Raw genomic sequence first — 11,198 nt, 5'->3', positions numbered from 1 at the left:
TTCTTGTCAGGAGCGGTGGTCTGCCGCTCCTTTTATTCTGACTGGCCGTCAGAGCGCCCTCGCATTGGTAACGACCACGGTTCGCCCCTCAGTAAGGGCAGCGTCATCATCCCCCATCCCCCTGCAAGGTTACACACTTTTGATTTGTCTCAAGCATTTGGCTCAACTTAGTGCTATTATGCCTGTCGCCTTGGGTCGTTAGCTCAGCTGGTAGAGCAGTTGACTCTTAATCAATTGGTCGCAGGTTCGAACCCTGCACGACCCACCAGGCGGCCATCGTATAATGGTATTACCTCAGCTTCCCAAGCTGATGACGCGGGTTCGATTCCCACTGGCCGCTCCAGAGCCTCATTAAAGCCATAATCCCACAAGCTTTTTCTAAATCAGACGTAGCGGCATTCGTGATTATCCTGCATTGGGGAGATCGGCCAAAAGTTCAGCAAAGTAATCTCGATCGACGATCCAGGGTTAACGTCGAAAAGGCAGGCTTGTGCAAGCTACAATCGCTTACTACGCCACTCATTAAGGGTGAGATTAAACAGCAAACTGGGCGGTGCGTTAGCGACATCATCAACTTCCCGAAGATATTTCAATCCAGCTTTGGACAAAACTTTTTGCGATGCCAGATGATTTCGCCTGACAATACCGGATATCTCATTAAGTTTGAGTTGGTCAAAACCGTAATTGATGGCGCAGAGAGAAAATTCGGTTGCCAGCCCCTTCCCCCATACATCAGGTGAAAAACGGTATCCAAGATTGTTAATGGTGATACCGGCGTAAATGCTAATGCTCAATCCGCCAAATCCAATGACTTTTTCTGGTGCTTCACGCAATGAAATGGCCCAGGGACCAAAAGCATGTTTCTCCCAGTGAGTTATCCAGCGGGCCAGGACTGTTTTTGCATGAGCAAGGTCAGCATAAGGACCCGCGGGGTTAAAAGTATTCGTGGCTGGATCACCATAAATACTAAAGAGGTTATCAACATCTGATGTTGTAACGGGCCGCATAGTCAGTCGCTCTGATTTTGTATACATTACGCTCATCCTGCTTTTGTGTTTGCGGCAGAGGGTATGTTCCACCTGGTGAGTATTATAGCAGCGTTCTCTCCTTAACCAGCGAGAGGTAAAATTGACCAAAAAGGCTGAAATAACAGAAGATTTGTTAGCACCAACGAGTGGCATTCGCGCCCTCCTTTCTCTGCAACAATAAAACCAGCCGTTTGCCCTCCCCGCTGCCAGCATGTTCAAATACCCTTTTTCCGAACCGACATCATCGCCGATGAAAAAAAGTGAATTTATCGCTCAGGATTTGCTGAGCAAGATTTATCAGCACAGCGGGTCTTTACCTGAAAAATTACCCCCGGAGCGCCAGCTGGCGGAGGAATATGCGGTATCGCGCTTTACCGTGCGCAAGGCGCTGGAGAAAATGGTGAGTATCGGCGCGGTGCGTATCGTTCAGGGATCGGGGATTTATATTAATCCCGGCGTCAGCAGCAATCCGCTGGTGTACAACTCGATTACCGAAAAGAAATTCGCTGACATCAGCTTCAAAATGCTTGAACTGCACAAGCGGCGGCCGGACAAAGAAGAGCAGCAGGTTTTCGGATTAACCACCGACGATTTTATCTGGGCATTTACCCGCTTACGCCGCATTAATCAGCGCAATGTGCAGATTGAATACTCGCGAATGCCAGCAGAAGGGTTTGCCGATCTGAATCAAAAAACCATTGAGCACTCGATCCAGCAATATGTGTTGAGCAAAGGCTACGCCATTTCACACTCGCTCACCCGCTATCAGGCAGTGACCGTCAGTAAAGAACAGGCGCAGACGCTGGGCTGTAAAAAAGGTATCCCCGCCATGCATATTACCAACAGAGGTATTTTGCAGGGCGGCCGGGTGTATGCGTTCAGTGATATTGTAGATATCGATTATTCCTGTACCTACGTCATCCCGTTCAATCAGGACAATCTGGCCTTCCGCCAGACTTAAGGCGTGTGGATCGCGCCGTTGGGCAGCCGGCTTTGCGTCCACTCATGCGGGCGATACACCAGCGGGAACCCGGCGGCAACCTGCTGATCAAAGCCCACGCCGATCCCCGCTTCTTCACAGGGATAAAAATAGCCGTTCTCCGGTGCCCGTGCGCCAGGAAAGACCAGCTGCGTGTTGGCCGGATAAGCGACAAACTCCTGAATAGCGGCATTATGCAGATGAATATTCAGATGCGTATTAACCGCTGCCCCGATCGGCGTCATATCCGGCGGACAGTGCCAGGCCAGACGCACGCCAAAACTTTGGCAAAAATGCGCCAGTTTCAGCGCCGGCGTGATGCCGCCGATTTGTGAAACGTGACAGCGGATGAAATCGATACGGCGATTAACTATCAGATCTTTCCACTCCGCCGGATTGTTAAACAACTCTCCGGTCGCCAGCGGCACCGCAGTCTGGCTGCGGATCTGCGCCAGCCATTCGTTTTGATCCGGCGGCAGAATATCTTCAATAAAGTAAGGCCGGTACTGTTCGACGGCTTTCGCAAACTGCACAGCCTGCTGCGGGAACAAACGCTCGTGAACGTCGTGCAGAATGTGAAACTGGTTAGCGTATTTGGCACGCAGCGCTTTGAACATCGCCAGCGTGTTATCCATATACTGATCCTGATCGTAATAGGCGCCGACTGTCGGCGTGCGCGAACTGTGAAAATCACGCGCGGTGCCGCCATAGAAACCCAGCTGGCAGCGGATATGCCGGTAGCCTTCAGACAGCAGGCGCTCCACTTCTTTATAGAGCTCATCCAGCGTTTCTCCGGCAGCGTGACTGTATGCGGTCACGACATCTTTCGATTTGCCGCCAAACAGATGGTAGAGCGGCATATTCGCCAGCTTGCCTTTGATATCCCACAGCGCCATATCAATGCCCGCAATAGCGTTGTTGATCACCGGACCATTGCGCCAGTAAGCGTTAACCATCATCATCTGCCACAAATCTTCGATGTGATTAGCATCCCGGCCGATCAGCAACGGCTTCAGGTATTCATCAACCATCAGTTTGACCGCCAGCGGACGCTGCTGGAAGGTCGCACAGCCCAGGCCGAAAACGCCGCTATCGGTTTCAATTCTCACCACGACTAAATTATGGCGGTCCGGGCGCGTTATCTGGCAGGAAATATTGGTAATCAGCACAGGCTGCATGATCAATCCTTAATACTTTTAATAATGAAAGTCTGCCTTGCCAGCAGAATGAAATGGCAAAGGGAATAAGCGTATTGATGTTATTTCACCGTATTTTTAACCTGCTTGTAAAGCATAAATTAATCACTTTATTTTGGTCTGGAAGCGTAGCCAATTATTCAATAAAACCGTACCAATTCACCTCAAGCAGCTTTCCAGGTGGCTTTAAAATGAAGTTATGTGATGAACATCTGATTTTATTGGTTTGTTTTTAAAAAACACCGTCACTACACTACATTCCCATCAGACAAACACTTTTGTCACGGAGTTCGAGAGTGAAGAGTGAAACAATGCAGTCCGTCATTAAATTGGTTGGCGGTAAAGAAAACATTAATAAGGTCTGGCATTGCATGACGCGCCTGCGATTTGATTTAGTCGACGAAAATAAAGTCTCGTGGGATGAGATTAAAAATCTGCCGGGCGTTTTAGGCGCGCAAAGCCAGAGCGATCAGGTTCAGATCATCATTGGCCCGAAGGTGAACGTCTGGTATGAGGCAATCGCGCCACTGCTGGAAGCGACCGCAGGCACAGCAGGAAACGTTGCCACTAAAGGTCGCAAGAGCCTCATCTCCCTGTTTATGGATACGGTTTCCGGCGTGTTCGGGCCGATCGTTCCGGCAATTGCGGGCGCGGGAATGATTAAAGGTTTGCTGGCTGGGCTGATTGCGCTAAAGATTATCTCGGCAAAAAGCGAAACGGTGATGATCATTGATTTGATCGCCAGCGGCGTTTTCTACTTCCTGCCCTTTTTCCTCGCGGTGTCCGCAGCGAGGATCTTCAAAACGAACGACTATCTCGCCGCCGCCGTCGCGGCCTGCCTGATGTACCCGACGCTTATTGATGCCGCTAAAGCGCTCGCCAGCCACGCCGCAGGCGCACCGACCGCGCTCCATTTTATGGAGGTGCTGCCAGTACCCGTTTTCAACTATTCAGCCAGCGTGATCCCGGTAATTTTCTCAGTGCTGGCACTGAGCTATATCCATCGCTGGGTGGATAAAATTATGCCGGAGGTGCTGAAAACCGTATTCACGCCAACGCTGACCTTATTTATTACGGCGCTGGTTTCTCTGACGCTGATCGGCCCGGTGGGCATTTATCTCGGTAAACTGCTGGCGTTCGGCATTCAGGGATTGTTCGATGTTTCAGCGGTCTTCGCGGGCTTTATTGTCGGCGCCATCCGCCCGGTCGCTATTCTTACCGGTATGCATCACGCCATGACGCCGATCGCACTGCAGAACTTTACCGATCGGGGCTGGGATATGCTGATGCCAATGATGTTTATGGCCAACATGGCGATTGCCGGGTCGACCTTTGCGATCTATTTCCACGTTAAAACCCGTGAACAAAAATCCGTGGTGCTTTCGGCGGCGATTTCAGGACTATTGGGGATCACCGAGCCGGCCCTGTTCGGCGTACTGACCCGCTACAAAAAGGCTTTTATTGCCACAACTATCAGCAGCTCGGTGGCGTCTGCCTTTATCGCCTTCTTTGGCGTGCGGCTGTATGGCTATATTCTGTCGAGCATTTTCAGCCTGCCCGCCTACATCGGCCCGTACTTTATCTTTGTTCTGATGGGCGTCGCGCTGTCGTTGGGATTGTCATTTACGCTGACATATCTGATGATAGTAAGAGGAAAAGGCACCGAACAAACGGTGCCGATGGTGAATCAAACCCGCTAACTATTTCAGACTGCTGTTTAAAAGCCGAAAGAGATGTTTGGGTCTAAAAATTTATAGCTGGAAAAGTTTATGAAAAAAGTACTGTTCGCTCTCGCTGTAACCTCCTCGCTCGCCGCCTGCGCAACCGGGCAAGAAGAGCCGAAGCAGCCCGCCGTTGGCATGGCTAATCCGGCCTCAGTCTATTGTGGTAAGCTGGGCGGGAAGCTGGATATGGTCACAACGGATAAAGGCGTTACGGGTTATTGCACTCTGCCAGGCGGTGAACGCATTGAGGAGTGGACATTGTACCGGCGCGATCACAAAGCATAAGCGGAAAAACATTCTGTAAAGGAGCATACATGTCTACATTTGCCATTATCGCTGTTCCCCTCCTGGCTATCGGGCTGGTTCTGCTGGCGCTGTTTTATAAGAAAAAGGACAAAAACTACCTGATACCCGGTCTGGTTTTGTTCGCTGCGGGGCTGGTAAATGCCGTGATTGGCCTAAGCGCGGGCTGAGAGTGGAAGAATTAAAGCCTACAGGCGATCGAATGTTGATTTACGATGTTTTTGGACGGCATATCGGCGTCAGGCGAGAGCAAAATCGCTGGCTGGTGTTTCGGGTAGACCTGTCCGAACAGAAGTTTTCCAGGCTTTATGACGTCGCTATCCCAGACGATATGAATCAGGATGACATCCCGCTCTGGCTTGGCGACATCTTCCATGAAGCCGCCACTGAGCAGCACCCTGATGTAAAACAGATTCAGTGAAAGCTGTTACTGAGACTTGCGGCCGGTAGCGTTACTTCTCAATAAAAAAAGCCTCTCTAATCGACCTTCGGGTCGCGTCTTTTGTCCCCTCCTTTCCATCACACTACGTTGTCATTACTGCCTCTGTCGCCGCTCCACCACCTCAATGAATCACTGGCGATCGGTCCAGGCTAACAAGAGATTTTGGGCGGGAGTGGCAGGGCGTAAACAGGAGAGAAAACCCAGCAGTGAAGCCCCCTGAGCGGGCCTGGAGGCTTTGCGTAATGTGTTTTACGAATCATTACCAATGGCTCACAATCCGTAACAGTGATGATGCTCACGATGTGTTACGTTCTCCATGTGAAATCAACTGGAGGTCTCTAAATGTCACGTTTTCTTCTTATCGACGGCACTAATAAAGGTAAGTTTGTTGAGGCCGAGTATTCTCACCCCTACCAGGACCACTTTCTTTTTCATGAAGGGATAGAGGAAAATTATTATCTCTACCCTTTCAAATCTAATGACGGGAACACCTATTTTATTGGCTCTGTAATGGAGCACAAGCCAGGTACGATTGAAAAACTCATACACGGATACATAGGCCAAAAATAACTAACGCCCCTGGAGACATCTACATTTTATAACCGATTTATTACCCAGACCCTTGAGCGATGCCAGCAACAGATTCCACGGGCCACTGATTAGCGTCATACTGTTTAATCGTACCATCAGCGGCCAGACGGAACAGGTAGTGAGACACAAGACTACCTTACCATAGTCATTCTTGTTTCATATCAATCCTGCCATGATGCCCCGTTGCGACCAACTGGCCCTATTATAGCCACTCACAATACCCACTGCTGCGCTTGACCGACGCTTCCAGCCCGGATATTCGAGCCTCTTCTCATTCAGTGTGATAGCCTTCCCACCACACTATCGCCGAATGTCTGATATACGTGGTATACAGTAAGACGTTTTTCATAAAGGACAACAGATGATTGATTTCAAAGCGATGACGGCCGATCAGTTTTCGGCTTTCGTGCAATACCTGATACCAGATTATGCCGAAGAGATCTCATCAAGCTATCGGCTGCCGCCAGACGAGGCTCTCGCCCAGGCACAACGAGAAATCGAAGCCAGCTTTCCTGCGGGTGAAAAGACTGCCGGCCAGGTTCTGCTGAGCATTTTCCACTGCGATTCCGAGCAGCAACATCATGCTGGCTATCTTTGGTACAGACCTGATTCACTGTCTAAGTCTGCCTTTATTTATGATTTTACTATTTTCCCGCAATACCAGGGGAAAGGCTTAGGCAGCGAGTCAATGAAAGCGCTGGAGAAAATACTGCGCGAGCAGGGAGTTACCCAGATTAAACTTCGGGTGGCGGCTGGCAACGATCGGGCAAAACATGTTTATGAATCTAACGGTTACAGAGTGAATGGTTTCAATATGAATAAGCTGCTTTAATTCACACCGCTGCGGTGTTTATCATTGTTAGAGATTTTACGGCATGATAAATACGCCACTGAGCCGGCGTCATGTTGGTGCCCCCCACACTTAAGAAAAAATTATATTTATAACGTTATCTCTCACCATCAATCGGGCCTGAAAAAAATGTATGCCTCGTCTGAACGAATGACTGACTGAAGGGGGGTATTTATCTAAAACGGCTTATTCAGCGCCCTATTTATCGCTTTAAAATCATCTCTAATGCCAAATCCAGGAATATTATCCTGAACTTGTTACTTATGGATTGCCAATTCTCAAGGCTAGTATCGGCCTGATCGACAGATTCCCAATAAATATTATCGACGCATATTACTATTCATGGAGAAAATCTGATGGCTCGGCGTTTTTTTACTTTTTTGGCGATAGTTTTTTCACTTGGGCAAATGATAACAGCGGCAGAGGCGCAAGACGCATCGCCAGCACAACCGGTACGCGGCGGCACGTTAATCGTAGCAATTGATCCGGAACCCAGTTCACTTACCGCCACGTTTAATAATCAATATTCCAACCGCACCATCTCCGCCAACATTTTCGACGGCCTGTTACGTTATGACGATAATTACCAACCGCAGCCCAATCTTGCGGAGTCGTGGAGCGTTTCTCCGGATGGCAAAAGCATTACTTTTAAGCTGCGCCCAGGGGTAAAATGGCATGACGGTCAGCCATTTACGTCAGAGGACGTACGTTACTCTGCGCTTGAAGTGTGGAAAAAAGTGCACTCCCGCGGTCGATCAACCTTTGCCACCTTGACCGATGTTGAAACCCCGGATGCGCTCACCGCCATATTTCGCCTGAGCGCCCCGTCGCAGGTGATTTTAAATGCGTTTGACGGTGCTGAATCTCAGGTTTTACCGGCTCATATTTTTGCCGGTAAGGATATCCGCACCAACCCCGCGAGCGCCAAACCGATTGGCACGGGTCCGTTTAAATTTCAAAAATGGGAGCGTGGACAGTATGTCGAGTTAGTCCGTAACCCGGACTACTGGAATAAAGGGAAACCTTATTTAGATCGGCTTATTTACCGTTTTATTCCAGATGCGTCAGCACGCAGCGCTGCTCTCGAATCGGGTGAAGTGTCTTATATCCCGTTTGCTGGCGTTCCCTTTGCCGATATAGCGCGACTGAAAAAAAACCCTAATCTTTCTTTTGACTCTCGTGGCTATTCTTATGCCGCTCAGACCTATTTCCTGGCGTTTAATCTGCGGAATAAATATCTGGAACAACAGAAGGTACGCCAGGCGTTCGCGCATGTCATCGACCGTCAGCGGCTGATTGATACGGTCTGGTATGGACAAAGCAAACCGGAATACAGCGCTATTCCCTCCTCGCTGACGCGCTATTTCAGCAATAATGTGCCCCACTACGATCTAAATATCGATAAAGCCAATCAGCTGCTGGATGAGATTGGCTTTAAACGCCAGGCCGATGGGACGCGATTCACCCTGAGGCTTTATACCGATCCGGCGTCCAGCCAGGCTTTACTGGTCGGTGAATTCCTGCGTCAGTCCCTGAGTAAGGTAGGGGTAAAACTGCAATACATTCCGCTGGATAACGCGACTTTCACCCGCAAAATTTACACTGATTACGACTTTGATGTGGTGTTCCAGGGGTGGGGAATCATGCTCGATCCTCAGATGGGGCTGACCCGCGTTTACGATTCGAAAGCACAAACGCGCGGCGTGCCTTATGCCAACGCCTTCGGCTACAGCAACCCGGCGATGGACGAGATCATTCATCGCTACGAAAGCGAAGTCGATCCGCAAAAACGCGTGCAGGATTTCCATGATTTCCAACGACTTGCTATGACCGACCTCCCTCTGATTCCCATTATGCAGGCCCCTTTCTTCACCGCATGGAACAAGAAATTGCACGGTGTCGATCTGTCCCCTGCTGGCGCGCACAACGGTTTCCGCGATGCATGGTTAGCGCCTTAAGTTGCCCTTTCAATCATTGAACTCCAGGAGAAGGCTATGACTGATTTACACATCGAACGCGTCTCTCGCAACGAGGTGAGCGCGGAAGAGTGGCAGGCCCGTATCGACCTTGCCGCTGCGCATCATTTTTCTGACCGTAATGGTTTTAGTCAGGGGATTTACAACCATCTGACGCTGGCCGTCCCAGGCGAGCGGGCATTTCTGCTGCTGCCTTTTGGCCTGCACTGGTCAGAGGCGACGGCCAGCGTCTTTCTAAAAGTGGGTTATGACGGCAAGCTGCTGGCGGGAAAAGGACAGATACAGCGTTCCGCCTACTGCATCCATGCGCCAATTCATGCTTTCGACCCGCAGCACGCGGCGGTCTTTCACACCCACATGCCCTATGCCAGCGCGATCGCACGATTGGCCGATCAGCGTTTGCTGATCACCGGCCAGGCGGAAGCCTTGCTGAGTGATGACATTGCCTATGACAACGACTATCAGGCCCTGGCGCGTGACCCGGACGAAGGTGGACGTCTGGCCGAACTGTTACAGCTGAAATCAATCCTGTTTATGGCCAATCACGGCGTGGTGGTGACCGGCACCACCGCAGGTGAAGCCTGGGATCGACTGTATTCTCTCGAGTATGCCTGCCAGGTCCAGCTCTATGCCCGCTGGACGGGCGAGCCGTTACGTGAGCTGACGCCAGCGCTGCGGGAAAAAGTTCGTCATCAAATTACCCGTACGCCGCTGCATGACGGCCAGCAGAGCGAGTATTTGCCCGGCGCTGAACTGCATTTCAACGCGCTGAAGCGCCTACTGGATCGCGATGGCGTGCCCTATCGCGACTGATGAGGCCCCTCAGGAGATAACGATGACTTTACAGAATTCCCCGGTTGAACTGGAAAGCCCAGTGGGCCATTTTGATTATCCCGTCGTCAGTGCGACAACCTCAGCGGAAGGGATCATTCGCGCCGCACAAGCATTGACGCCAGCGCTGGCGGCAGAAGCTTCACTGCGTGATAAGCAGCGAATTCTGGCCCATGAGGCGCTGGAATGGGTACGTACAGCTGGCATTACCGCTGTGCGCGTTCCGGTGAAATGGGACGGTCCTGAGCTTGCCTATGAAGATTTAGCCCAAATCATGATCGCGCTGGCGAAAGGCGATCCCAACGTGGCGCAGGTGCTGATCCCCCATTTCACCTCGGTTGAACGTCTGCGGCTCAACGGCAACGCGGAGCAGCAGGCGCGTTATTTTGCCGGATTGCGATACGGCGACATCATCAGTGGCGCAACGGGTGAGCTGGGCGGCAAGTTTGTCACCGATATGACGACGCAGCTGATCACTACGCCGCAGGGCCTGCGCTTACGGGGTAAAAAGTTTTACAGCACCGGCGGCTTATATGCTGACCGACTGCGCGTGACGGCAAAAAACGACCTCGGCGACACTGTCTCAGCATTAATACCGCGCCTTCGCCAGGGGGTAGTACAGCATGATGACTGGGATGGCATGGGGCAGCGGCTCACTGCCAGCGGCAGCACCGAATTCAACGATGTTGCTGTGCTGCCGGAAGAAGTGATGTTTTACAGTCACGCGGAAAAGAAACGCCGCAACTATCAGCCCGCCGCTACCCAGATGCTGCACTCAACGATTGAAGTAGGCATTGCCTTCGCAGTGCTCGACGAGGCTATCGGCTGGGCCAATCGCGGCGCGCGTCCACGGCCTGATTCGGGCGTTGAGCGCTCGGTGGATGACTGGTACGTTCAGCATATTATCGGCAACATCGCCGCGCATGCGCATGCGGCAGAAGCCACACTGTTGCGCGCAGCCCGCAAGGTCGATGAGGCCGTGTCGGGATGGTACGGCGATCTTGCAGAAGCTGAACGCGAAGCCCGCCTGATTGCCGCCTCCATTGCCACCGCAGAAGCAAAGATCATCTGCAACGAGTCCGCCCTGCGCGCCGCAGAATTGATTTACGACGTCGGCGGCTCCTCCGCGACCCTGAGCGCCAACAATTTTGACCGTCACTGGCGCAATGCCCGGACTCACACCACCCACGATCCCATCAACCACCGCTATCGCGTTGTAGGTCGTTTTTATCTCGACCAGACGCCGCCGCCCATCACCATGTACGACTAGCCGGAGAG

12 protein-coding genes and 2 tRNA genes are annotated in these 11,198 nt (G+C 51.4%); 12 read left to right on the top strand and 2 right to left on the bottom strand.

What is annotated here, in order from left to right:
- The first annotated feature begins 192 nt into the window (after nt 1-192).
- Nucleotides 193-268: transfer RNA gene (locus tag NG99_RS15150), tRNA-Lys, on the top strand.
- Between the two features lies 1 nt (nt 269).
- A tRNA-Gly gene (locus tag NG99_RS15145) sits at nt 270-343 on the top strand.
- 154 nt (nt 344-497) lie between these two features.
- On the opposite strand, the gene NG99_RS27635 is transcribed toward NG99_RS15145, so the two are convergent.
- Entirely contained in the window at nt 498-1,034 is a 537-nt protein-coding gene (locus tag NG99_RS27635; RefSeq protein WP_052130736.1) for a GNAT family N-acetyltransferase, read from the bottom strand.
- Nucleotides 1,035-1,278: 244 nt separating this feature from the next.
- Between NG99_RS27635 and NG99_RS15135 the strand changes: the two genes are divergently transcribed.
- A complete protein-coding gene (locus tag NG99_RS15135) occupies nt 1,279-1,989 on the top strand; it encodes a GntR family transcriptional regulator (RefSeq protein ID WP_034894593.1) in 711 nt (236 codons plus the stop codon).
- On the opposite strand, the gene NG99_RS15130 is transcribed toward NG99_RS15135, so the two are convergent.
- Nucleotides 1,986-3,185, bottom strand: a complete 1,200-nt coding sequence (locus tag NG99_RS15130) for an enolase C-terminal domain-like protein (protein ID WP_034894591.1) — start codon at nt 3,183-3,185, stop codon at nt 1,986-1,988. The two genes, NG99_RS15135 and NG99_RS15130, sit on opposite strands and share 4 nt — an antisense overlap.
- A 329-nt stretch (nt 3,186-3,514) precedes the next feature.
- Between NG99_RS15130 and NG99_RS15125 the strand changes: the two genes are divergently transcribed.
- The 9 genes from NG99_RS15125 (at nt 3,515) to NG99_RS15090 (ending at nt 11,190) form a co-directional block, all read left to right on the top strand.
- Nucleotides 3,515-4,903, top strand: a complete 1,389-nt coding sequence (locus NG99_RS15125; RefSeq protein WP_034894589.1) for a PTS transporter subunit EIIC — start codon at nt 3,515-3,517, stop codon at nt 4,901-4,903.
- Between the two features lie 69 nt (nt 4,904-4,972).
- Nucleotides 4,973-5,212 (top strand): putative hemolysin, encoded by a 240-nt coding sequence (locus tag NG99_RS15120; RefSeq protein WP_034894587.1) that lies wholly within the window; start codon nt 4,973-4,975, stop codon nt 5,210-5,212.
- 29 nt (nt 5,213-5,241) lie between these two features.
- Nucleotides 5,242-5,400, top strand: a complete 159-nt coding sequence (locus NG99_RS29265; RefSeq protein ID WP_157032632.1) for a hypothetical protein — start codon at nt 5,242-5,244, stop codon at nt 5,398-5,400.
- A gap of 32 nt (nt 5,401-5,432) precedes the next feature.
- Complete coding sequence (locus NG99_RS15115) at nt 5,433-5,651, top strand: DUF7661 family protein (protein WP_034894584.1); 219 nt, start codon at nt 5,433-5,435, stop codon at nt 5,649-5,651.
- Between the two features lie 363 nt (nt 5,652-6,014).
- Entirely contained in the window at nt 6,015-6,242 is a 228-nt protein-coding gene (locus tag NG99_RS15110; protein WP_034894582.1) for a hypothetical protein, read from the top strand.
- A gap of 382 nt (nt 6,243-6,624) precedes the next feature.
- Nucleotides 6,625-7,095 carry a GNAT family N-acetyltransferase gene (locus NG99_RS15105; RefSeq protein ID WP_198138792.1) on the top strand — a complete coding sequence of 157 codons (471 nt, stop codon included), beginning with the start codon at nt 6,625-6,627 and terminating at the stop codon, nt 7,093-7,095.
- Between the two features lie 374 nt (nt 7,096-7,469).
- Nucleotides 7,470-9,071, top strand: a complete 1,602-nt coding sequence (locus NG99_RS15100; RefSeq protein WP_034894580.1) for an ABC transporter substrate-binding protein — start codon at nt 7,470-7,472, stop codon at nt 9,069-9,071.
- 36 nt (nt 9,072-9,107) lie between these two features.
- Entirely contained in the window at nt 9,108-9,902 is a 795-nt protein-coding gene (locus NG99_RS15095; RefSeq protein ID WP_034894578.1) for a class II aldolase/adducin family protein, read from the top strand.
- Nucleotides 9,903-9,924: 22 nt separating this feature from the next.
- A complete protein-coding gene (locus NG99_RS15090; RefSeq protein ID WP_052130735.1) occupies nt 9,925-11,190 on the top strand; it encodes an acyl-CoA dehydrogenase family protein in 1,266 nt (421 codons plus the stop codon).
- Nucleotides 11,191-11,198: the final 8 nt, after the last annotated feature.

Source organism: Erwinia typographi (assembly GCF_000773975.1).
Lineage (GTDB): Bacteria > Pseudomonadota > Gammaproteobacteria > Enterobacterales > Enterobacteriaceae > Erwinia > Erwinia typographi.
Note: the sequence above shows the minus strand (reverse complement) of the source record. Positions and strands in the feature narration are given on the sequence as shown.

Excerpts from the sequence above, each read along its gene's own strand:
- NG99_RS15115 (WP_034894584.1), top strand. The coding sequence starts at position 5,433 with ATGTTGATTTACGATGTTTTTGGACGGCATATCGGCGTCAGGCGAGAG.
- NG99_RS15135 (WP_034894593.1), top strand. The coding sequence starts at position 1,279 with ATGAAAAAAAGTGAATTTATCGCTCAGGATTTGCTGAGCAAGATTTAT.
- NG99_RS15105 (WP_198138792.1), top strand. The coding sequence starts at position 6,625 with ATGATTGATTTCAAAGCGATGACGGCCGATCAGTTTTCGGCTTTCGTG.
- NG99_RS15125 (WP_034894589.1), top strand. The coding sequence starts at position 3,515 with ATGCAGTCCGTCATTAAATTGGTTGGCGGTAAAGAAAACATTAATAAG.
- NG99_RS27635 (WP_052130736.1), bottom strand. The coding sequence starts at position 1,034 with ATGTATACAAAATCAGAGCGACTGACTATGCGGCCCGTTACAACATCA.
- NG99_RS15110 (WP_034894582.1), top strand. The coding sequence starts at position 6,015 with ATGTCACGTTTTCTTCTTATCGACGGCACTAATAAAGGTAAGTTTGTT.
- NG99_RS15120 (WP_034894587.1), top strand. The coding sequence starts at position 4,973 with ATGAAAAAAGTACTGTTCGCTCTCGCTGTAACCTCCTCGCTCGCCGCC.
- NG99_RS29265 (WP_157032632.1), top strand. The coding sequence starts at position 5,242 with ATGTCTACATTTGCCATTATCGCTGTTCCCCTCCTGGCTATCGGGCTG.
- NG99_RS15090 (WP_052130735.1), top strand. The coding sequence starts at position 9,925 with ATGACTTTACAGAATTCCCCGGTTGAACTGGAAAGCCCAGTGGGCCAT.
- NG99_RS15130 (WP_034894591.1), bottom strand. The coding sequence starts at position 3,185 with ATGCAGCCTGTGCTGATTACCAATATTTCCTGCCAGATAACGCGCCCG.
- NG99_RS15095 (WP_034894578.1), top strand. The coding sequence starts at position 9,108 with ATGACTGATTTACACATCGAACGCGTCTCTCGCAACGAGGTGAGCGCG.
- NG99_RS15100 (WP_034894580.1), top strand. The coding sequence starts at position 7,470 with ATGGCTCGGCGTTTTTTTACTTTTTTGGCGATAGTTTTTTCACTTGGG.